Origin of the sequence: Rhizobium sp. BR 249, assembly GCF_047445895.1 — a bacterium.
Taxonomy (GTDB): Bacteria; Pseudomonadota; Alphaproteobacteria; order Rhizobiales; family Rhizobiaceae; genus Rhizobium.
Genome location: NZ_JARWKX010000002.1, coordinates 80,302 through 99,670, shown reverse-complemented (window position 1 = coordinate 99,670; position 19,369 = coordinate 80,302). Strand labels below are relative to the sequence as shown.

The 19,369-nt window shown below is 63.3% G+C and carries 24 protein-coding genes and 1 pseudogene; 14 read left to right on the top strand and 11 right to left on the bottom strand.

Translation table 11 applies throughout. The features are described from left to right. Nucleotides 1–4 precede the first annotated feature (4 nt). On the top strand, nt 5–685 hold the full coding sequence (locus tag QD408_RS03050) for a peroxiredoxin-like family protein (RefSeq protein ID WP_414138301.1): 681 nt from the start codon (nt 5–7) through the stop codon (nt 683–685). A gap of 17 nt (nt 686–702) precedes the next feature. Here the strand turns inward: QD408_RS03050 and QD408_RS03045 are convergent. Next, nucleotides 703–828 (bottom strand): annotated as a pseudogene (locus tag QD408_RS03045) (cytochrome C); the annotation flags it as partial. A gap of 73 nt (nt 829–901) precedes the next feature. Here QD408_RS03045 and QD408_RS03040 point away from each other — a divergent pair. From QD408_RS03040 to QD408_RS03005, 8 genes are all read left to right on the top strand, one after another. Beyond that, entirely contained in the window at nt 902–1,405 is a 504-nt protein-coding gene (locus QD408_RS03040; protein WP_414138300.1) for a cytochrome b, read from the top strand. Between the two features lie 119 nt (nt 1,406–1,524). Then, nucleotides 1,525–1,920 carry a hypothetical protein gene (locus QD408_RS03035; protein WP_414138299.1) on the top strand — a complete coding sequence of 132 codons (396 nt, stop codon included), beginning with the start codon at nt 1,525–1,527 and terminating at the stop codon, nt 1,918–1,920. 91 nt (nt 1,921–2,011) lie between these two features. Beyond that, nucleotides 2,012–2,239: a hypothetical protein gene (locus QD408_RS03030; protein WP_414138298.1), complete on the top strand. Its 228-nt coding sequence runs from the start codon at nt 2,012–2,014 to the stop codon at nt 2,237–2,239. Continuing rightward, on the top strand, nt 2,236–3,699 hold the full coding sequence (locus tag QD408_RS03025; protein ID WP_414138297.1) for a TolC family protein: 1,464 nt from the start codon (nt 2,236–2,238) through the stop codon (nt 3,697–3,699). The genes QD408_RS03030 and QD408_RS03025 overlap by 4 nt, the downstream gene beginning before the upstream one ends. A gap of 14 nt (nt 3,700–3,713) precedes the next feature. Continuing rightward, nucleotides 3,714–5,060, top strand: coding sequence for a multicopper oxidase family protein (locus QD408_RS03020; protein WP_414138296.1), 1,347 nt, complete (start codon nt 3,714–3,716; stop codon nt 5,058–5,060). Nucleotides 5,061–5,095: 35 nt separating this feature from the next. Next, on the top strand, nt 5,096–5,575 hold the full coding sequence (locus QD408_RS03015) for a plastocyanin/azurin family copper-binding protein (protein WP_088685026.1): 480 nt from the start codon (nt 5,096–5,098) through the stop codon (nt 5,573–5,575). 21 nt (nt 5,576–5,596) lie between these two features. Beyond that, the gene (locus QD408_RS03010; protein WP_414138295.1) at nt 5,597–5,884 is read left to right on the top strand and encodes a copper-binding protein; all 288 of its coding nucleotides are present in this window, start codon (nt 5,597–5,599) and stop codon (nt 5,882–5,884) included. A gap of 57 nt (nt 5,885–5,941) precedes the next feature. Beyond that, nucleotides 5,942–6,403: a DUF411 domain-containing protein gene (locus tag QD408_RS03005; RefSeq protein ID WP_414138414.1), complete on the top strand. Its 462-nt coding sequence runs from the start codon at nt 5,942–5,944 to the stop codon at nt 6,401–6,403. 34 nt (nt 6,404–6,437) lie between these two features. On the opposite strand, the gene QD408_RS03000 is transcribed toward QD408_RS03005, so the two are convergent. Continuing rightward, nucleotides 6,438–6,800 (bottom strand): hypothetical protein, encoded by a 363-nt coding sequence (locus tag QD408_RS03000; RefSeq protein ID WP_414138294.1) that lies wholly within the window; start codon nt 6,798–6,800, stop codon nt 6,438–6,440. A gap of 81 nt (nt 6,801–6,881) precedes the next feature. Then, nucleotides 6,882–7,316, bottom strand: a complete 435-nt coding sequence (locus QD408_RS02995; RefSeq protein ID WP_414138293.1) for an EF-hand domain-containing protein — start codon at nt 7,314–7,316, stop codon at nt 6,882–6,884. Between the two features lie 342 nt (nt 7,317–7,658). Between QD408_RS02995 and QD408_RS02990 the strand changes: the two genes are divergently transcribed. Beyond that, nucleotides 7,659–8,627 carry a substrate-binding domain-containing protein gene (locus tag QD408_RS02990; RefSeq protein ID WP_414138292.1) on the top strand — a complete coding sequence of 323 codons (969 nt, stop codon included), beginning with the start codon at nt 7,659–7,661 and terminating at the stop codon, nt 8,625–8,627. Nucleotides 8,628–8,700: 73 nt separating this feature from the next. Here the strand turns inward: QD408_RS02990 and QD408_RS02985 are convergent, their stop codons facing one another. The 6 genes from QD408_RS02985 to QD408_RS02960 form a co-directional block, all read right to left on the bottom strand. Next, nucleotides 8,701–9,966, bottom strand: coding sequence for an ABC transporter substrate-binding protein (locus tag QD408_RS02985; RefSeq protein WP_414138291.1), 1,266 nt, complete (start codon nt 9,964–9,966; stop codon nt 8,701–8,703). 26 nt (nt 9,967–9,992) lie between these two features. Beyond that, complete coding sequence (locus QD408_RS02980) at nt 9,993–10,826, bottom strand: carbohydrate ABC transporter permease (protein WP_414138290.1); 834 nt, start codon at nt 10,824–10,826, stop codon at nt 9,993–9,995. Then, nucleotides 10,823–11,746, bottom strand: a complete 924-nt coding sequence (locus QD408_RS02975) for a carbohydrate ABC transporter permease (protein WP_414138289.1) — start codon at nt 11,744–11,746, stop codon at nt 10,823–10,825. Before QD408_RS02975 ends, QD408_RS02980 begins: the two co-directional genes overlap by 4 nt. Next, nucleotides 11,739–12,920 (bottom strand): ABC transporter ATP-binding protein, encoded by a 1,182-nt coding sequence (locus QD408_RS02970; protein WP_414138288.1) that lies wholly within the window; start codon nt 12,918–12,920, stop codon nt 11,739–11,741. Before QD408_RS02970 ends, QD408_RS02975 begins: the two co-directional genes overlap by 8 nt. Continuing rightward, nucleotides 12,917–13,747 carry a metallophosphoesterase family protein gene (locus QD408_RS02965; protein WP_414138287.1) on the bottom strand — a complete coding sequence of 277 codons (831 nt, stop codon included), beginning with the start codon at nt 13,745–13,747 and terminating at the stop codon, nt 12,917–12,919. Before QD408_RS02965 ends, QD408_RS02970 begins: the two co-directional genes overlap by 4 nt. Before the next feature lie 158 nt (nt 13,748–13,905). After that, nucleotides 13,906–14,301 (bottom strand): hypothetical protein, encoded by a 396-nt coding sequence (locus QD408_RS02960; RefSeq protein WP_414138286.1) that lies wholly within the window; start codon nt 14,299–14,301, stop codon nt 13,906–13,908. Between the two features lie 195 nt (nt 14,302–14,496). Here QD408_RS02960 and QD408_RS02955 point away from each other — a divergent pair, with 195 nt between their 5' ends. The 4 genes from QD408_RS02955 to QD408_RS02940 all read left to right on the top strand — a co-directional run bounded on the left by QD408_RS02955 (nt 14,497) and on the right by QD408_RS02940 (nt 17,096). Further along, entirely contained in the window at nt 14,497–14,685 is a 189-nt protein-coding gene (locus tag QD408_RS02955) for a hypothetical protein (protein ID WP_414138285.1), read from the top strand. 119 nt (nt 14,686–14,804) lie between these two features. Then, complete coding sequence (locus QD408_RS02950; RefSeq protein WP_088685038.1) at nt 14,805–15,308, top strand: winged helix-turn-helix transcriptional regulator; 504 nt, start codon at nt 14,805–14,807, stop codon at nt 15,306–15,308. Between the two features lie 13 nt (nt 15,309–15,321). Continuing rightward, nucleotides 15,322–16,587 carry a beta-ketoacyl-ACP synthase II gene (gene fabF / locus QD408_RS02945; RefSeq protein ID WP_414138284.1) on the top strand — a complete coding sequence of 422 codons (1,266 nt, stop codon included), beginning with the start codon at nt 15,322–15,324 and terminating at the stop codon, nt 16,585–16,587. Nucleotides 16,588–16,667: 80 nt separating this feature from the next. Beyond that, nucleotides 16,668–17,096, top strand: coding sequence for a DUF4864 domain-containing protein (locus QD408_RS02940; RefSeq protein WP_414138283.1), 429 nt, complete (start codon nt 16,668–16,670; stop codon nt 17,094–17,096). Nucleotides 17,097–17,113: 17 nt separating this feature from the next. Here the strand turns inward: QD408_RS02940 and tgt are convergent, their stop codons facing one another. Both tgt and queA read right to left on the bottom strand, forming a co-directional pair. Continuing rightward, entirely contained in the window at nt 17,114–18,244 is a 1,131-nt protein-coding gene (gene tgt / locus QD408_RS02935; protein WP_088685041.1) for a tRNA guanosine(34) transglycosylase Tgt, read from the bottom strand. Beyond that, nucleotides 18,241–19,326: a tRNA preQ1(34) S-adenosylmethionine ribosyltransferase-isomerase QueA gene (queA, locus tag QD408_RS02930; RefSeq protein WP_414138282.1), complete on the bottom strand. Its 1,086-nt coding sequence runs from the start codon at nt 19,324–19,326 to the stop codon at nt 18,241–18,243. Before queA ends, tgt begins: the two co-directional genes overlap by 4 nt. Between the last annotated feature and the right edge of the window lie 43 nt (nt 19,327–19,369).

Sequence of the window (19,369 nt, the reverse complement as noted above, 5' to 3'; positions counted from 1 at the left end):
AAACATGCAGGAGAACCACGCTGAAAGACCATTACAGCCCGGCGATCGCGCGCCGAACGTGGTGCTGGATGCGATCACCCGCCAGGGCAAGATAGCCATCGACGATTTTCGCGGCCAGAAGCCGGTGCTCGTCGGCTTGTTTCGCGGACTGCATTGCCCCTTCTGCCGGCGGCAGATCGCCGCCATGGCCGAACTCACCGATGCTCTGCAGGAGAAAGGCATCGACAGCCTGACCGTCGTCAACACGCCGATCGAACGCGCCCGCCTCTACTTCCGCTATCACCCGCTTCCCAACCTGCTGGCGGCCTCGGACCCGGAGCGGGTATCGCACCGGGCTTTCGGCTTGCCGAGCCTTCAGTTCACCGAATCCGAGGACGACTGGCCACACAAAATCAGCATGGGCACGGTGACCTCGATGCGCGTGGACATGCCGAACGAGCTCCCTGCTCCGATGAACGTGATGGCAGCGACGGAATATCTCGACAAGGCGGATGGCTATGAGTTCACCGAAGACGACACGCGAATGATCGCTTCCGGCGAAGGCCAGCTCGTCGGGGAATTCCTGCTCGATCGCGATGGCGTGGTGCGCTGGTGCTTCACGGAGGTCGAGGAGGCTGGGCGTCATATGTTCGGCGTTCCCGCCCCTCGGGAAGTGATGTCGGCGGCGTCGAACATGGCTGTTTGAACGTGTAGCGGCAATACCTATTGCGCCCTGAACCTGGCGTGGCAGGTCGTGCAGGTCTGGAGCATGAGGTGAAAGGCGTGCTCCGCCGGCATTGCCGACAGCGCCTGCTCGCTGCGGACGTGCGTGCCGGGCGCTCCCCCGAGGTTCCCGGCTATTGCCTATGAGGAAGCGTTAACCGCCGCCGATTAGTCTGCGCCTCTGGCAGGGAGAGGATCGATGAAGGGTGGCTATTCGCTCGCTCAAATAGGGCTTCACTGGCTGGTCGCCCTCATGGTGCCGGTGCAGTATCTGACTGGCGGCAGCATCGAGAGAATTCATCATGCCGTCCATATGGGGACGACCCCATCCGCGTGGGACATCGTCCAGCATCAGATCCACAACTACGCTGGGATCGGCATCGGCCTGCTGATGGGCATCCGGCTCGTTCTTCGCATATTTCAGCCACCCGAGCCTGCCGCGCCCGGCACATGGACCGGGCGGATCGCCACGGCGCTTCATCACGCCTTCTACGCCGCGATCATCGGACAGGCCTGCATGGGATTCATCGCCAGCTATTTCTGGTTCGGGATCGCGCCCTATCATGTCGTCGGGTCGAAGATCATCCTGGCGATGGTGGCGCTGCATCTTGCCGCGGCGGCATGGCACACGCTGGTCGCCCGTGACGAGACGGTCGACCGGATGCTGTTGCCGCGCCGGAAGCGGCCGGCAGAAAACGTCTAAGTGGCCAGCGTCACACGTCTTGCGGGATACGTCATATAAAGGACTCGAACGTCGGCGGTAGCTAGTTTCCGCGATTGAAAACGAGCTGCTTTACCTGTAGCTCTTCGGGAATGGGCAAGATGTACCGAATCACAATGAGCACGTTGCTCGTGATGATGCGGCTGGTGATCATCGTATCACTGGCGGGGTACTCGCTGTCGAACGCCAGCGCGGCGATGCATGGTTCCCCGTTCCCCGAACTGCAAGTCGCCGAAGAGGTGATGCTGTCCCATGAAGGCCACGACATGGCGGAAGCGGGCCATCACGACCACTCGCGCATCGACGTGCCCGATGACGATGGCGGCACATCGAAGCTCGTCAAGCAGGAATGCTGCAAGGATTTCTGCGGCGGGCTCGGCATCATTTGTGAAAGCCCCGACGTCGGCGGACCTGTCGTCACCTCGATCCGTCAGTTCGTGGACGACCGCACGACCTTCGGCGAACTGCCGCCGCTCCACCGCCCCCCGAATATCTGAATAGAGACGCGCCCGCTCGATCGGGTCCATTCGGTCGCCGCCTGACTTCGGGCGAGCGCCCGCAGCTTATCTCTCATTCGGAAATTTCATAATGAAACCCTCGCTTTTCGTGGTGGGGCTGCCGCTTGCAATCGGCGGCTGCGCATCCACGCTTCCTCCCGACGTGGTAGCATCTTCCGCCGCGGTCGAACAGCCGTCGCCGCGCCCGACCGCATATCGGTCGCCGGTTTCGGGCTATGTCGCCAGGCAGCCCGTCGATCCCAAACCATGGCGCAGACAGAACGATCTGCAGTCTCCCGCGAAAGGAGACGCCTCATGATCGGCCTTAGAAAACTGACGGCCATGCTGGCGTTCCCGCTGGCGCTGAGCGGCTGCGTCACGGGCGCCGAATATTCCGGCGAGCAAGCAGGCTTCGCTTCCGTTGCCGACAAGACGGCCATCGCGACGGCGAAGCAGACGGTCTGGATCCAGAACCAGCACCAGGCCCAGTCGGTCGCCGCCGAGGTCAAAAGCCTGCTCGCGCGAAGAAAAGTCCTCGACGTCGAGACGGCCGTCCAGATCGCCCTGCTCAACAATAAGGGCCTCCAGGCCGCCTATGCCGATCTCGGGGACAGCGCGGCCGATGCCTGGCAGTCGACGACGCTCATCAACCCGACCGTTTCCATCGGTACGACCGGCATGGGCACGCCGGAACTGGAGGCGTTCAAGACCATCGAAGGAATGATCGCGACGAACATCCTGGCGCTTGTGACGCGGAACCGGGATGTGGCGATCGCCGACACCCGTTTCCGGCAGGCGCAACTGACCGCCGCTGTGAAAACGCTGGAGGTTGCCGCCGATATGCGGCGTGCCTGGATCGGGGCGGTGGCGGCCTGGGAAAATGTCGGGCAGCTCCAGCGCGCCCAGGCGACGGCGGACGCGGCTTCCGAACTGGCGGAAAAACTTGGCGAGACCGGTGCGATGACCAAAGGCGGCCAGGCGCGCGAACATGTCTTCGTCGCCGAACTCGCCGGCGAGACGGCAAAGGCCCGCCTTTCGGCACGCCTCGCCAAGGAAGAGCTGACGCGGCTGATGGGGCTCTGGGGATCGGATCTGGACTACCAGATCCCGAACAGCCTGCCGCCGCTGCCCAAGTCCGTCGTCAAACGCGATACCATCGAGGCCGAGGCTCTGAGGAGCCGCATCGACCTTCAGGTGGCGAAGCTCGAACTGGAGGCGACAGCCAAGTCCTACGGGCTCACCGAAGCGACGCGCTATGTCACAGATCTCGAAATCCTGACGGGCTTCGAGACGGAACGGGAAATCGAGGACGACGAAAAGACCACCAGAACGACCGGCCAGATCGAGCTGGAATTCGCGATCCCGATCTTCGACACCGGCAAGGCCCGGATGCGCAAGGCCGAAGTGGCATATATGCGCGCGGCGAACCTGCTGGCGGAGAAGGCCGTGAACGTCCGCTCGGAAGCACGCTCCGCATATGAGGCCTATCGCTCGAACTACGACATCGCGCGGCACTACCGCAACAATGTCGTGCCGCTGCGCACCAAGGTCGAGGAGGAATCCCTGCTGACCTACAACGGCATGATCTCCAACACCTTCGAGCTGCTGGCCGACACCCGCGACAAGATCAATTCCATTCTGCTCTCCGTCAACGCCAAGCGCGACTTCTGGCTCGCCGAGGCCAATCTCGCGCCGGCGATCTACGGCGGCGGCGCGACCAGCGCGTCTGAAGAGACGGACGTCGCCGCTGCCTCCGGCGGCGGCAGCGGCGGTCATTGAGAAAGGAACTCACCATGTTCAACAGACGACAACTCTTCGGCGCAAGTGCGGCCCTGCTGGCGGCCGGCGCCTGGACGAAGACCTCGGCGATGGGCCTGCCCGACGCCCCGACGATGGAATCGGCGGACATGCAGCCGCCGCTCCACCCGGCCACCGGCCCGGACTACCAGCCGGTCGTCACCCTCAACGGCTGGACGCTTCCGCATCGGATGAACAACGGCGTCAAGGAGTTCCACCTCATCGCCGAGCCGGTCGAACGCGAGATGGCCGAAGGCATGACCGCCTATCTCTGGGGCTATAACGGCCAGTCCCCGGGTCCGACAATCGAGGCGGTCGAAGGCGACCGGGTCCGCATCTTCGTCACCAACAAGCTGCCGGAACATACGACGGTCCACTGGCACGGCATGATCCTGCCATCGGGCATGGACGGCGTCGGCGGGCTGACGCAGCCGCACATTCCGGTCGGCAAGACCTATGTCTACGAGTTCGACCTCGTGAAATCGGGCACCTTCATGTACCACCCGCATTCCGACGAGATGGTGCAGATGGCGATGGGCATGATGGGCTTTTTCGTCGTCCATCCCAAGAACCCGGCGCTCATGCGCGTCGACCGCGATTTCGTCTTCCTGCTCAATGCCTACGACATCGATCCGGGCTCCTACGTGCCGCGGGTCATGGAAATGACCGACTTCAACATGTGGTGCTGGAACAGCCGCGTCTTTCCCGGCATCAGCCCGCTCGTCGTTTCCAGGAATGACCGAGTGCGCGTGCGTGTCGGCAACCTGACGATGACGAACCATCCGATCCACATGCATGGCTATGACTTCGAGGTGACATGCACGGATGGCGGCTGGGTGCGGCCGGAAGCACGGTGGCCCGAGGTGAGCATCGACATTCCCGTCGGCGCCATGCGCGCCTACGAATTCGATGCGAAATACCTCGGCGACTGGGCGATCCATTGCCACAAGTCGCACCACACGATGAACGCCATGGGTCATGACATTCCGACCTTCATCGGGGCCGACAAGTCCAAGGTTGCAGAGAAGATCAGGAAGCTTCAGCCGGATTACATGCCGATGGGCACCAAGGGCATGGCCGACATGGGCGAAATGGAAATGCCCATTCCCGAGAACACGCTTCCGATGATGACCGGCTGGGGGGCGCACGGACCGATCGAGATGGGCGGCATGTTCTCGGTCGTGAAAGTCCGCGAGGGGATCTCCTCGGACGATTACTCCGATCCCGGCTGGTACGAAAACCCGCCGGGAACGCAGGCCTGGGAGTGGACCGGCGAGTTGCCGGACGCAACCAAGGCCAAGGACGCGAAGACGCAGATTACACCGAAGCCGACGAACGGCTGAGGCCCAACCTCCCACGTCAAAAGAAGGATCTACGCATGAAAAACCTCATATTGGCATTGGCGCTTGCCGCGCTTGCAACTCCTGCCCTCGCCTCCGGCAACCATGCCGGCGGTCACGGCGAAAAAATGGCTGTCGGAGAGCCCGGCGACAAGGCCAAGGCGACGCAGACCATCCGCGTCACGATGAAGGAAACCGACGACGGGAAGATGTTGTTCATTCCTGCGGTCTTCAACGTCCGCAAGGGACAGACGGTCAAGATCGCGATCAAGAACGCCGGAACCGTCGACCATGAATTCGTGCTCGATCAGGAAGACAAGATCCTGGAGCACAAGAAGGTCATGGAGAAGTTTCCGGAAATGGAACATGCCGACGCCAATTCCATCCGCCTTCCGGCCGGTCAATCCGGCGAGATCGTCTGGAAGTTCACGACCGACGGCGAGTTCAAGTTCGCCTGCCTGATCCCCGGCCACTACGAAGCCGGCATGCACGGCGACGTCAGCGTCGCCGGGAAATAATCCCAACAAGGAGCCACGAATATGAAAACTGCGATGATCAAAATCAGTCTAGCCGCCCTGCTCTCCGTCAGCGCGGCCTTCGGGGCGCTCGCCGAGGAGTTCACCAAAGGCGTCGTCAACAAGGTCGACGCCAAGGCGAAGAAGGTCACCATCAAGCACGAGGACCTGAAAAACCTCGACATGCCCGCCATGACGATGGTCTTCCGGGTCGAAGATCCGGCTCTCATCGACAAGCTGAAGGAAGGTTCGAGCATCGAGTTCGTCGCCGAACGGGTGAATGGCAAGCTGACGGTCACTGACGTCAAGTAGCTGAACTCCTGCCGCCCGGCTCCGTGTCCGGGCGGCAGCGAACGAGGAGTGGAGATGATGCATAGAAGAAGCTTCATTGCAGTGGCGACTTCCGCCCTGGCTTTCCCCGGCGGCTGGGCCCTCGCCGCCGCGCCGGCGAAGATGACCGTCTACAAGGACCCCAACTGCGGCTGCTGTCATGAGTGGTCGAAGGCGATGGCGGCGGCCGGATTTTCCGTCGACACCCGCGATACCGACGACCTTGCCGCCGTCAAGGCGCGGCTGGGTGTGCCCGCCGACCTGGAGGGATGTCACACCGCCGTGGTCGAAGAATATTACATCGAGGGGCATGTGCCGCTCGAATCCGTCCAGCGCCTGCTGCGGGAGCGACCACCGGTCAGGGGGCTGGCCGTGCCGGGCATGCCGCCTGGCTCATTGGGGATGGGCGACGACCCGCAAGCGTCCTGTGACGTCTACGCCATCCCCTCCGGCGCCGGAGCACCCTACTTGTTCATGGAGATCCGTCCGCGCAAAGGTTGACGCCGCGAGCGATCGGGCCGCGCCATACCACCGGTCAGAAAGCCGGAGCGGTGCATAGCCTCGCCCAGAGATCGCGCTTCCAATCGGTTCCCGGCCGGGCCGAAACGTCGACGGCATATTCGGCGGAATTCAGACGCACGGTGGCGGGCGAAACGCAGCGCACGCTTGCCTCGTGCCTTCCTCCGTCCTGATAGAACACGACCCCGCCGCGGTCGATTTCCGATAGCGTGATGACGACGTCGAAATCGAAGGCGGGATCGTCGGCCGGCCAGCCCTCGGCCAGACTGAGGCTCACCGACCGGCTGCCGTCGAACGCAGTCGTGTAAAAGACGCCTGATGCGGCCGACATCGATGCGGACTGGACACAAAGGATCAGAGACAGAAGGATCCGGCGCATCTCCCCCTCCCGCGGTCAATGCTCTTTCAACCTATCATATTCCAGGAGGTACCGCGACTGCCGGTAAACTGCGAACCCCGATTACGGCCGCCAAAACGCCTGCATCTCCTCGCGCGTAACCTTGCCGTCCCCGTTGGCGTCGACACTATCGAAAATGCGCTTGTGGATAGCTGTCACCTCCTCGAAGGACAGTGCCTCATCCCCATCCGCGTCGGCGATCGCAAACATGATCTTCATCACCTGTCCGCGCATGCCCATCGGCGGCATGCCGCCCATCATGCCCGGCTGCATCATCATGCCTCGTCCCATCATTCCGCCGGGCATCGAGCCGGAACCGGGCATGGCCTCTTGGTCCTGTCCGGTCGTCGCCTCCGTTCCCGCGGGCGAGGCACCCTCAGATCCATTCGCGGGATGATGCGGATCTGCCCCGCTCGTCTGTGCGATGGCAAGTCCCACGCTGCCGCCGGCGATCGCCGCGGCCAGCAAGACCGCGGCTGCAATTTTTGTCGTTCTCATGTCGTTTCTCCTTTCGCTTGGTCTGCATCCGCCTGTCCCCGAACTGGGTGGCGGAATTTCGGAGCCGTTTCCGGTGAACGCAGCCATCGAGCGATCCTCCCATATGCAGCCGTGGCGATAGCGCGATCATCTGCCCGCTCGTCGTAAACGTCCTTGATTCAGGTCAAAACATTGCAGCCCCGACGCTTGGGCTCGCCTGGCGCCTTCGCCGGCTTGATCGTGTCGAAAATGAAAGTGCGTGTGGTCAAACGGCGCTCCTGAACGGTGAGCGAGTGTCAGATCACTGTCATCGAACCCACCTAAAGGATTGCGCCTCGATACTGTCACCAGGAGGCGTTTTCGATGGCGACTTTGGAGCAGGTCGCATTCCGGGCAGGCTGCTCGCTGGCGACCGCAAGCCGCGTTCTCAACCGCAACGGGCCCGCCAGCGAGCTGATGGTGCGCAAGGTGCGCCGCGCCGCAGCCGAACTCGGCTATCACTCCGCCGGGCGGCCCGGTCGCCGGCCGGTGGTCGGCGTGCTGATCCCGAGCATCACCAATCCGGTCTTCGCCTCGTCGCTGTCCAGCATTCAGAACCGCATGCTGGTGGCCGGCCACGGTGTTCTGATCGCCCAGTCTAATTACGATCCGGCACGCGAGGCCGATGCCGTCGCCGCACTCCTGAACGACCGGCCGACCGGGCTGATCCTGACCGTCTGCGATCCATCGACCAGCGAGGCGCTGCTTGCCAGGCTGCCGCCGACGGTGCTTCTCAACAACCTGCCGACGGCGCAGTTTCCGGCGGCTGTTACCGCCGACAACCGCGGCGCCGGCCGCGAGATCACAAGCTTCCTGATCGGCATGGGCCATCGTCACATTCTCTTTCTCTCCGGCAATTTCGCCGCCTCCGACCGCGCCCGTCTTCGCTACCAGGGCTATCTCGACGCCATGGCAGAAAACGGCCTGACACCGCTCGATGTGATCCAGATCTCCTTCGTCGGCGGCTATGACCAGCTCGATCTCCACGCGGCGATGAATTCGCTTTCGCCGACGGCGATCATCGCCTCCAACGATCTCCTTGCGCTCGGCGTCATCGGCGCGCTGAAGCGCGAGGGGCTGTCGGTGCCGGGGGATGTTTCGGTCGCGGGCTTCGACGGCATCGCCATCGGCCGGCTGATCGATCCGCCGCTGACGACGATCGAAATGCCGGATGCTAGCATGGGCGCGACGGCCGCCTCGCTGCTTCTCGACATGGCGGAGAATGCCGCCCCTGCCCGCCATCTCGATGTCGCCTATACGCTTCGCCGCGGCGGCACGGTGCGCGCCATCTGAAATGCCAGGAAAAGAAGAGGCCGCCACGCGCTTGGCGTGGCGGCCCCTATCCTATTGCCTGCGGGGAAGCCGATCAGCTGCGCGGCAGCATGCCCTCGACATCGGCGGCCGCGTCGTCAAGCGCTTCCTTCGGATCGGCCGACTGGTCGACGATGCGCGAGAGGTTATCGACGATCGTCTGCGTGACCTTGACGCCGTTGGAGCCCGGGAAAGCATACCAGGGGATCATCACCGGCATCTGGCTGAGGCCTGCCTGGAACAGCGGGTTCTGCTTGTAGAAATCGCCGAGATATTCGGGCGACTTGGCGGCAAGCTCGTTGTTCGAGACATAACCGGTGCCCGGCACGACGACCGAGGCGCCATAAGGGCCGGCGGCGAATTTGGCGAACTTCCAGGCGGCGTCCTGCTTGGCGGCGTCGTGCGTCAGGATGACGACCGCGTTGCCGCCCGTCGGCAGGCGGCCGTTCACCGGATCGATCAGCGGGATCTTGGCGGTGCGCAGATCGAACTTGTTGCCGACGTTCTTGATCGTGTTGCGCAGCGCGCCCGTCGTCTGGAATTCGAAGCCGACCTTGCCGGCCGCGAAGGCCTGCTCACCGGCAGGTTTGGTGAAGACGGGCATCCCGCCTTCGGTGGCGAGACGATGCAGGACTTCGACGGCCTTCTGGCCTTCCGGACCGTTGAAGGCGACCTTGCTTTCATCGTCGCTCAGCATCTTGCCGCCGGCGCCGAAGAGCAGCGCGGAAAACATCCAGTCGTCGCCCTGCCAGCGGAAATCGATGCCGTCGACGCCATTGCCGAGCGCCTTGATCTTGCCGCCGAGCGCGATGACCTCGTCCCAGGTCTTCGGCGGATTGTCGGGATTACCGCCGGCTGCCTTCACGAGATCGGCGTTATAATACATGATCGGGTTGGACGTGGCGAAAGCGAGGCCGACCTGCTTGCCCTTGACCTGGGCGAGCTTGAGGATCGTGTCGGAGAAGCCCTGTTCGGCCATGTTGCCGTCCTTCTGGACGAGCGGGCCGAGATCGACGGCGACGTCGCGCTCGTCGAGCATGCGCAGGCGGTTCAGGCCGATGAAGGTGATGTCGGGCATTTCGCTGGTGCCGGCCTGGCGAAGGATCGTCTGGATGCCTTCCTCATAGGTCGCGGACGGGCTGGCGAACTGGATCTTGATGTCGGGGTGTTCCGCCATGAACTTCTTGGAGATCGTGTCCATTACGTCCTTGAAGAAGCCCGGCATCGGGTAATGAACCGTCAGCGTCGTCTCGGCATGCGCGGGAAGCGCGATTGCCAAGGATACGGCCGCTGCGGCGAGAAGCTGGGTGATATGTTTCATCGCTCGTTCTCCTGGGTTGAAGCCGGTCAGCCTTTGAGACCGGTCATGGTGATGCCCTCGACGAAACGCTTCTGCGCAAGCAGGAAGGCGGCGACGAGGGGAAGGGTAATCATGAGGGTGGCGGCCATCAGCGCGCCGTAATCGTCGCCGGCTTCGGCGGCGCGGAAATACATCAGCCCAAGCGGCGGCGTGGCGTAATCCTGCTTGCTGATGACGACCAGCGGCCAGTAGAGATCGTTCCAGTGCGCGACGACCGAGAAGATGGCGAAGGCGGTGACGGCCGGCCAGGCATTCGGCACGATGACGCGGGCGACGATGCCGAGCTCCGACATGCCGTCGAGACGCGCGGCATGGATGAGGTCATCCGGCATGGCGCGAAAGAACTGCAGGAACATGAAGATCGCGAAAACCGAAATGGTGAAGGGCGCAACGAGGGCGGCGTAGCCGTTGAGCAGCGAGGCGCGGTCGAAGGCGACATATAGCGGCAAGGCGGTGGCATGGATCGGCACAAGCAGGCCGAGCATGACCAGCACCATCATGGCGCGCGCCGCGCCGAAACGCAGTTTCGCCATGGCATAGGCGCAAGGGATCGCCACCAGCACCTGGAAGAAGAAGATCAGCCCGCAGACGACGACGCCGTTCCACAGGAGCCGTGCCATCGGCACCCGGCTCAGGGCCTTGGCAAAATTCTCCGCATAGGCGAAGTGCGCCGGGATCAACGACAGCGACGAAGTGAAAATATCGCCCTGCGCCTTGCCCGCCGCCGAAATCATGAAGACGTAGGGCGAGAGGAAGATGATCGCGCCGAGGGAAAGCAGCGTCAGGCGGATGATCCGGCCGAGGGAAAAAGCGCTCGTCATGTGTAATGCACCCGCCGATCGAGGATGCGGTACTGCAGGAACATCAGCACCACGAGGATCAGCAGAAAGACGACGGTCATCGCCGAGGCGTAGCCGACGCGCAGGTAGACGAAGCCTTCCTGGTAGATCGTGAAGAGCAGCACCTCCGACGCCTTGTTCGGGCCGCCTTCCGTCAGTGTCTTAACCGTCTCGAAGACCTTCACGGCGTTGGTGATGCTGATGGTGATGACGAAGAGCGTGGTCGGTCCGAGCATCGGCCAGGTGACGAGCAGAAAGCGATCGAGGGCGGATCTGGCGCCGTCCACTTCGGCGGCTGCGTAAAGCTCGCGCGGGATCGCGGTCAGCCCGGCCAGGAACAGCACCATGCTGAAGCCCGCCGACTGCCAGACGCCGATGATCGAGAGGCTGTAAAGCACCGTGCCGGAGCTGCCGAGCCAGTTCGGGCCAGGCAATCCCGCCAATGCCAGAAGCGCATTGATCGGGCCGATTGTGGGATGAAACATGTATTGCCAGACGGTCGCCATGGCGACGATCAGCGAGGCGACCGGCAAGAAATAAGCGGTGCGGAAGAAGCTGCGCGCGGCGGTCTCGCTCTCGATCAACATGGCGATGCCGAGGCCGAGAAGGATCGAGACGGGCGCGACGATCGCCGTATAGACCGTCGTATTCCACAGCGACTTGCGGAATGTGCGGTCGGTGATCAGGTGGGCGTAGTTCTCGAAGCCGACGAAACGGAACTTGCCGTAGCCGAGTTCGAAATCGGTAAAGCCGAGGAAGACGACAGCCGCGACCGGCAAAAGCACGAAGAGGAACAGCAGCACGATCGCCGGCAGCACCAACATCCAGGCGATGCGGGCCTCGCTGCGTCGATGCGCAACGGCGGGATTGGCTGGCATGGCCATGGAGACGACGCTAGCCATGCGCCCTCTCCCGCGCGATGTCGCCTGCGGCGAGCCCATTGCCGGCCTCGGCGCGAGCAGCCAACCGGCTGCCGTCCTTGGCGAAGGCCATCGTCCGGCCTGCGGCAAGCCGCAGCCCGACCGGATCGCCGGCGGCGAGGCCCGCGGCTTCGGGCGGCTGAACCTTGGCGATCACGGTTTCGCCGATCGCATCGAGGCGGCAGTAGAGGATGACCTCCGATCCCAGGAACTCGACACGCTCGATCCGGGCGGCAAGCCCGTCCTGGCGGTTCCACTCGACAGCGACGAACTCGGGGCGAATGGCGAGCGTGACCGGCATCTTGCCTGTGGGCGGGTTTTCCAGCGTCAGGCGCAGGTCGCCGAAGGCAACCACGCCGTCCTCGGCTTCCGCCGGCAGCAGATTGATGCGCGGCTGGCCGATGAAACGGGCGACCTCGACATGGGCAGGATCGTCATAGATGACCTCAGGGCTTGCAATCTGCAGCAACCGGCCGCCCATCATTACGGCGACGCGGTCGGCCATCGACAGTGCTTCCGCCTGGTCGTGGGTGACGTAGAGCGTCGGCACGCCGGCGCGGCGATGCAGGTCGACGATCTCGCCGCGGGCATGGACGCGCAGGTTGGCGTCGAGGTTGGACAGCGGCTCGTCCATCAGGAAGATGCTCGGCCGGCGCACCATGGCACGGGCGAGCGCCACGCGCTGGCGCTGGCCGCCGGACATCTGGCCGGGCTTGCGGTCCAGCAGGTGTTCGATTTTCAGCGATGTCGCCATTTCCCTGACGTCGCGGGCGATCACCGCGCGGATCGCGCGTTGGCCCGGCATCAACGAGCCGATGAATGGCAGCCGCTGCGTCGTCGACAGCCGGCGCATCGCCAGCGGCACGGCGATGTTCTCAGAGGCCGTCAGATGCGGATAGAGGGCGTAGGACTGAAAGACCATGGCGATGTTGCGGTCGGCCGCCGCGACCCCGGACATATCTTTCCCGCCGATCAGGATCTCACCACTATCGGCATGGTCGAGGCCGGCGAGGACACGCAGCAGGGTGCTCTTGCCGCAGCCGGAGGGGCCGACCAAGGCGATGAATTCGCCAGGTTCGACGTCGAGGCTGACGCCATTCAGAATGTGGTTGCCGCCGAAGGCTTTGGTGATGCCGCGAAGCGAGAGCGCGCTCATTCGGCGGGCTCCCGCTGCTTGACCGCCTGGGGATAGACTTCCTGCACGACATCATCGAGCACATGCGCGGTCATGCCGGGAACGGCGACGATCGTGCTTGCGACCGATGCATCGAATTCATGGATGACGGCGCCGATCAGGCGTTCGCCCGGCATTTCCCGCTCCATCTTGTCGATGATGAAGGCGGCCGAGGGACCCCATGTCAGCGCGGTATTGCCGAAACGCCCCTGCCAGGCCCAGTGAAGATGGCCGCTCGCGAAAAGCGCCACGTCATGGGCCGCGATCAGATCATAGAGCCGCCGGCGCTGCGTGGGACGAACGCTCCAATATCCGGTATCGCCCTCGTCGGAAGCATCGACGAACAGCGGCTTGTGGGCGAAAAGCGCCACGCGCCGCCCTGCCCTTTCGGAAAGCGCCTGGGCGAGCCATTCGAATTGGCTTTCCTCCTCCTCGTCCTCGTGACCGAGAAGCAGCGAGTTCAACCCGATGAAACGCCAGCCGGCCGCATCTTCGAGCCAACGGTCGTCGCCGGCAAGGCTGCGCCAACGCGCGAGCCGCTCGGCATTGACGGGCTGATCGGATTCCCTGAAATGGCCGACGTCGTGATTGCCGGGGACGATCAGCATCGGGATCGACACCTGACGCATCAGATCCATCGAGAAGGTGATGTCCTCGTCCTTGTCGGCTCCGTCGACGGTGAGATCACCGGTATGGACGATCAGATCGGCGCCTGTCCCTTCGATCCAGCTCAGAAGCGGCGCCCAATTGCCGTTGAAATGCGGCTTGTTCGGGCTGAAATGGGTGTCGGTGATCTGAATGATTTTCATGGGGCGCAAGCGTCTCCGAGACCTTGGAAGCGCGGCATGTACGCTTCCTTCTCAGGCCCTCTCTAGAAGGCTCCCATGTCAAACAGGTGCTGGCGGTTTTCAGCTGTTTTTCAGTTTCGACATCAAACTGTCATACGGGCCGACCTGCCGTCCGCAGATCAGCGCCGCGGAGCGCTGGCGGGGATGGACGAAACCGTTGCCGAAACCGGGTCGCTCGCCGGAAACGTATCCTCAAGCCCCTCCTCGAGTTCGTCCTCCAGCGTTTCCCGATCTTTGCTCGAGCGCGCGCTGGCCTGGCCGGTCAAGCCCTGGCTGCCCTCATCGAAGTTGCCGTTGCTCAAGGCATCGTAGCGGTTGACGCTGCCGTCGGTGCCGGGTCCCGTAAAGGCCGTCAATTGAACCATCATGACCTTGGCGTGATCCACCGCCGTTTTCTCATCGAGCTCGCCATTGGAATTGTCGATCCTGACGGAAACCGATTCTCCTCCCTCGCCCAGGAATTCGACGGTGAGGAAGCCGCCGGCCTGTGTCACCCGAGTGTCTGTCAGTTGCATGGAAACCTCCTGTGCTCATCGACATCAACGGTGGGCAAGGTTCGGAGTTCCATCGAGACACCTTCGACGCCGTGACGGCGGCCGAGCGAAATGCGCGCTCCGCGTCGCTTATGGTTAATTTATTAATAATTCGGGATTTATAAATGGAACCAACCGACCTGTCCGAATGTTGACGGTGCGCCTCGGAGGAAGCCCATGATCCTGAAAATCCTTGCCCCGAAGATCGACACCGATTGCCATGACACCGGCACCTATGCCGATGGGATCTTTGCCGAAAACCGGATCGATCTTTCCAGCCGCCATCACGTCCGCCGACGCTCGCCCCATGAGCGCGACTATGGCGCCGACCGAAAACTGGAAAACCTCCCGCTCGGCTTCGCCTGAGCGTTCAGCGGGCGGCGTTTCCGCACTCCATTCGCGAACATCCTGCTCGCCCAGCTTTTCGAAGACGACGCTAGATAGTAACTTGCATGATGATAGTCACTGATGTAGTGACTATCATCATGCAACGAACGAGCTTCAGCGACTTCAAATGCCCGGCGGCGCGCGCGCTCGACAGCGTCGGCGATTGGTGGAGCATCCTGATCCTGCGCGATGCCTTTCATGGCCTGTCGCGCTTCGACGAATTCCAGAAGAGCCTCGGCGTGGCGCCGAACATTCTCACCCGGCGGCTCAAGCATCTAACGGATGAAGGGCTGTTCGAACGGCGTCTCTACCATCAGCGCCCTGCCCGCTACGAATATGTGCTGACGGAAAAGGGCCGCGATTTCTTCCCTGTCCTCATGGCGCTGTTTTCCTGGGGAAGCCGTCACATTCCGGAAGAGGATCTCGCCTTCCTGCTCGGCGACGCCTCCGGCAGAGAGCGTCGGACGATGCTGGTCGACGCGCAAACCGGAGAAGAAGTAACACCCGAAAACACCAGCCTGCTTGCAGGTCCAGCCGCCGACGACGAAGCCCGCGAGCGGATCGCCCGCATGCGCGCCTGGTATCTCGGCATCGACGCATAGAAAGGAAAGTGGAATGGATCGGATCGTTGTCACCGGCATGGGACTTGTCTCGCCACTCGGCACGGGCGTCGAGCCTGCCTGGAAACGTCTTGTCGACGGCGCTTCGGGTCTGAGAGTGCTGGCAGACGATGTCGTCGGCGAGCTTTCGGCCAAGGTCGGCGGTGTCGTCCCTGGTATCGCGGAGGATGCGCAGGCCGGCTTCGACCCGGACCGGTATGTGCCGCCCAAGGACCAGAAGAAGATGGACCGCTTCATCCAGTTCGCCATGGCGGCGACGGAGGAAGCGGTGAGGCAGGCTGGCTGGACGCCGGCCGACCAGGGCGAACGCGAGCGCACGGCAACGATCATCGCCTCCGGTGTCGGCGGCTTTCCGGCCATCGCCGAGGCGGTGCGGATCGGCGAAACCCGTGGAGTACGGCGGCTGTCGCCCTTTACCGTGCCCTCTTTCCTCGTCAACCTCGCCGCCGGTCAGGTCAGCATCCGCTACGGCTTCAAAGGGCCTCTCGGAGCGCCGGTGACGGCCTGTGCGGCCAGCGTCCAGGCGATCGGCGATGCGGCGCGGCTGATCCGCTCCGGTGAAGCTGAGGTGGCGATCTGCGGCGGCGCCGAGGCCTGCATCGACAAGGTGAGCCTTGGCGGCTTTGCCGCTGCGCGCGCCCTTTCCACCGGCTTTAACGAGACGCCGGAGCTTGCTTCGCGGCCCTTCGACACGGCGCGCGACGGTTTCGTCATGGGCGAAGGTGCCGGCATCCTCGTCATCGAAACGCTGGAGCATGCACTTGCCCGCGGCGCCAAGCCGCTCGCAGAACTCGTCGGTTACGGCACGGCGGCTGATGCCTATCACATGACGTCAGGCCCCGAGGACGGCGACGGCGCGCGGCGCGCGATGGAAGCAGCACTCCGGCAGGCGAAGATTCCGGCTTCCGAGGTCAAGCATCTCAATGCGCATGCGACCTCGACACCGGTCGGTGACAAAGGTGAGATCGCGGCGATCGGCACGGTCTTCGGCCGCAATGGCGGCATCGCCGTCAGTGCCACGAAGTCGGCGACCGGCCATCTGCTCGGCGCTGCCGGCGGGCTTGAGGCAATCTTCACCATTCTCGCGCTGCGCGACCAGATCGCGCCGCCAACCCGCAATCTGGATGAAGCTGATCCTGACGCCCACGGCATCGATATCGTCGGCAAGACGGCGCGGCCGCTGGCGATGGACTATGCCATCACCAACGGTTTCGGCTTTGGCGGCGTCAATGCCAGCGCCCTCTTCCGGCGTTGGTCGTAAAGTCCGCTTTTCTTGCGCTGAAATTGGCCTACACTTCCACTCCATCGGGGCTCACTCCCCGATGGAGCCGGAGATCAACCATGCGCGCTTTCTTCGCAGTTCTCATTCTGTGTGCCGCGTCCGCCCTTTCTCCTCTCTCGGCTCGCGCCGAAGACCCGATCGACACGACGCGGACGATGATCGAGGAGCAGATCAAAGCCTTCCTTCAGGACGATGCCGAGACCGCCTATTCCTTCGCCGCCCCCGGCATCAAGGCGATGTACCCCGACAAAAACCTGTTCTTCGCGATGGTGAAAAAGAGCTACGAACCCGTCTACCATCCCGGCAACTACGCCTTCGGGCGCAGCCGCTCGATCGACAATGGCGCGCTGATCTATCATGAGGTGCTGATCTCCGGCCGCGACGGCAAGGATTGGACGGCGATCTACCAGATCACCCGGCAGCCAGACGGCAGCTACCGGATCAACGGTGTGCAGATCATGCCGGATGCCGAAAGCAAGGGCATCTAGGCAGCACCCACTCGGGATTACACGGGTTCCAGATCGCCCCTCGCCCACTCCTCCTGCGTCTCCGCCATGAAATCGGCGAAGCGGCCCTCGGCGATCGCCTTGCGGATGCCCTGCATCAGTTCCTGGTAATAGGCGAGATTGTTCCAGGAGAGCAGCATGCCGCCGAGGGCCTCGTTGGAGCGGACGAGATGGTGCAGATAGGCGCGTGAATAATCGCGCGAGGCCGGGCAGTTCGACTGTTCATCGAGCGGGCGCATGTCCTCGGCATGGCGGGCGTTGCGGATATTGACCTTGCCGCGGCGGGTGAAGGCCAGGCCATGGCGGCCGGACCGGGTCGGCATGACGCAGTCGAACATGTCGATGCCGCGGGCGACCGATTTCAGGATATCGTCTGGCGTGCCGACGCCCATGAGGTAACGCGGCTTTTCCAAGGGCAGGACGGGAAGCGTCTCCTTCAGCATGTTCAGCATCACTTCCTGCGGCTCGCCAACCGCAAGACCGCCGACGGCATAGCCCTTCAGATCGAGCTTGGTGAGCTCCTCGGCCGAACGGACACGCAGCGCCGGGATATCGCCGCCCTGGACGATGCCGAACATCGCTTTGCCGGGCTGCTCACCGAAGGCGACCCGGCAGCGCTCAGCCCAGCGCAACGACATTTCCATGGCGCGCTCGATCTCCTTCGGCTCGGCCGGCAGCGCCACACATTCGTCGAGCTGCATCTGGATATCCGAACCGAGCAGCCCCTGGATCTCGATCGAGCGTTCCGGCGACATATGGTGCAGGCTGCCGTCGACATGCGACTTGAAGGTGACGCCCTGTTCGTCGAGCTTGCGCAGGCCGGACAGCGACATGACCTGGAAACCGCCCGAGTCCGTCAGGATCGGGTGCTCCCAGCGGATCAGCTTGTGCAGGCCGCCGAGACGGGCGACACGCTCGGCCGTCGGGCGCAGCATCAGGTGATAGGTGTTGCCGAGGATGATGTCGGCGCCGGTCTCGCGTACCTGGTCGAGATACATGGCCTTAACAGTGCCGACGGTGCCGACCGGCATGAAGGCCGGCGTGCGGATATTGCCGCGCGGCATGGAGATTTCACCGAGGCGTGCGCCGGCGTCAGTCTTCTTGAGGGTGAACTGGAAGGTCTCGGTCATTGGTCTTTCCGGAAAAGAAGGCTGGCGTCGCCATAGGAATAGAAGCGGTAGCCTGTCGAAATGGCATGTTCGTAGGCCGCGTGCATGGTCTCGAAACCTGAAAAGGCCGAGACCAGCATGAACAGCGTCGAACGCGGCAGATGGAAATTCGTCATCAGGATATCGACCGCCTTGAAGCGATAGCCCGGCGTGATGAAGATGCCGGTCGCACCCGCCCAGGGCTTGATCTCTCCCGTCTCTTCCGCTGCGCTCTCGATCAGCCGCAGCGAGGTCGTGCCGACGCAGATGATGCGCCCGCCCCTCTCCCGCACAGCATTCAGCCTCGCAGCGACCTCAGCGCTGACATAGCCGCTTTCGAGGTGCATCTTGTGATCGGCGGTATCATCGGCCTTCACAGGCAGGAACGTGCCGGCGCCGACGTGGAGCGTGACGAAATGGCGCTCGATGCCGGCCTTGTCGAGCACCTCGAACAAATCAGGCGTGAAATGCAGGCCGGCGGTTGGAGCGGCGACAGCGCCCTCCTCGCGGGCATAGATGGTCTGGTAGTCGGCACGGTCGCGCTCATCCTCCGGCCGCTTGGCGGCGATGTAGGGCGGCAGCGGAATATGGCCGACGGCGGCGATCGCCTCGTCCAGGGCCGGGCCGGAAAGGTCAAAGGCGAGCGTGACTTCGCCGGCCTCACCCTTTTCCTCGACGGTGGCGTCAAGCGAGCCGAGAAAGCAGCTTTCGCCGGAATGACCGAAGGAGATGCGATCACCTTCCTTGATACGTTTGCCGGGCTTGGCGAAGGCTTTCCAGCGGCTCGCGCCGACGCGCATGTGCAGCGTCGCGGAAACCTGCTGGCCGCCGGCGCCCTCGCGGTAGCGGATGCCTTCGAGCTGGGCCGGAATGACCTTGGTGTCGTTGAATACAAGCGCGTCGCCGGCCCGCAGGAACGACGGCAGATCGCCGACGCGATGATCCGAAAGGCTCTCCGTCGCATTGGGATCGACGACCAGAAGGCGTGCGCTGTCACGCGGCTCGGCGGGCCGCAGCGCGATGCGTTCATCCGGCAGGTCGAAATCGAAAAGGTCTACGCGCATAGTGGCACTTTCAGGCAAAGCGAAACCCGCCCCGCGCTCTCGC

Excerpts from the sequence above, each read along its gene's own strand:
- QD408_RS03050 (WP_414138301.1), top strand. The coding sequence starts at position 5 with ATGCAGGAGAACCACGCTGAAAGACCATTACAGCCCGGCGATCGCGCG.
- QD408_RS03040 (WP_414138300.1), top strand. The coding sequence starts at position 902 with ATGAAGGGTGGCTATTCGCTCGCTCAAATAGGGCTTCACTGGCTGGTC.
- QD408_RS03035 (WP_414138299.1), top strand. The coding sequence starts at position 1,525 with ATGTACCGAATCACAATGAGCACGTTGCTCGTGATGATGCGGCTGGTG.
- QD408_RS03030 (WP_414138298.1), top strand. The coding sequence starts at position 2,012 with ATGAAACCCTCGCTTTTCGTGGTGGGGCTGCCGCTTGCAATCGGCGGC.
- QD408_RS03025 (WP_414138297.1), top strand. The coding sequence starts at position 2,236 with ATGATCGGCCTTAGAAAACTGACGGCCATGCTGGCGTTCCCGCTGGCG.
- QD408_RS03020 (WP_414138296.1), top strand. The coding sequence starts at position 3,714 with ATGTTCAACAGACGACAACTCTTCGGCGCAAGTGCGGCCCTGCTGGCG.
- QD408_RS03015 (WP_088685026.1), top strand. The coding sequence starts at position 5,096 with ATGAAAAACCTCATATTGGCATTGGCGCTTGCCGCGCTTGCAACTCCT.
- QD408_RS03010 (WP_414138295.1), top strand. The coding sequence starts at position 5,597 with ATGAAAACTGCGATGATCAAAATCAGTCTAGCCGCCCTGCTCTCCGTC.
- QD408_RS03005 (WP_414138414.1), top strand. The coding sequence starts at position 5,942 with ATGCATAGAAGAAGCTTCATTGCAGTGGCGACTTCCGCCCTGGCTTTC.
- QD408_RS03000 (WP_414138294.1), bottom strand. The coding sequence starts at position 6,800 with ATGCGCCGGATCCTTCTGTCTCTGATCCTTTGTGTCCAGTCCGCATCG.
- QD408_RS02995 (WP_414138293.1), bottom strand. The coding sequence starts at position 7,316 with ATGAGAACGACAAAAATTGCAGCCGCGGTCTTGCTGGCCGCGGCGATC.
- QD408_RS02990 (WP_414138292.1), top strand. The coding sequence starts at position 7,659 with ATGGCGACTTTGGAGCAGGTCGCATTCCGGGCAGGCTGCTCGCTGGCG.
- QD408_RS02985 (WP_414138291.1), bottom strand. The coding sequence starts at position 9,966 with ATGAAACATATCACCCAGCTTCTCGCCGCAGCGGCCGTATCCTTGGCA.
- QD408_RS02980 (WP_414138290.1), bottom strand. The coding sequence starts at position 10,826 with ATGACGAGCGCTTTTTCCCTCGGCCGGATCATCCGCCTGACGCTGCTT.
- QD408_RS02975 (WP_414138289.1), bottom strand. The coding sequence starts at position 11,746 with ATGGCTAGCGTCGTCTCCATGGCCATGCCAGCCAATCCCGCCGTTGCG.
- QD408_RS02970 (WP_414138288.1), bottom strand. The coding sequence starts at position 12,920 with ATGAGCGCGCTCTCGCTTCGCGGCATCACCAAAGCCTTCGGCGGCAAC.
- QD408_RS02965 (WP_414138287.1), bottom strand. The coding sequence starts at position 13,747 with ATGAAAATCATTCAGATCACCGACACCCATTTCAGCCCGAACAAGCCG.
- QD408_RS02960 (WP_414138286.1), bottom strand. The coding sequence starts at position 14,301 with ATGCAACTGACAGACACTCGGGTGACACAGGCCGGCGGCTTCCTCACC.
- QD408_RS02955 (WP_414138285.1), top strand. The coding sequence starts at position 14,497 with ATGATCCTGAAAATCCTTGCCCCGAAGATCGACACCGATTGCCATGAC.
- QD408_RS02950 (WP_088685038.1), top strand. The coding sequence starts at position 14,805 with ATGCAACGAACGAGCTTCAGCGACTTCAAATGCCCGGCGGCGCGCGCG.
- fabF (WP_414138284.1), top strand. The coding sequence starts at position 15,322 with ATGGATCGGATCGTTGTCACCGGCATGGGACTTGTCTCGCCACTCGGC.
- QD408_RS02940 (WP_414138283.1), top strand. The coding sequence starts at position 16,668 with ATGCGCGCTTTCTTCGCAGTTCTCATTCTGTGTGCCGCGTCCGCCCTT.
- tgt (WP_088685041.1), bottom strand. The coding sequence starts at position 18,244 with ATGACCGAGACCTTCCAGTTCACCCTCAAGAAGACTGACGCCGGCGCA.
- queA (WP_414138282.1), bottom strand. The coding sequence starts at position 19,326 with ATGCGCGTAGACCTTTTCGATTTCGACCTGCCGGATGAACGCATCGCG.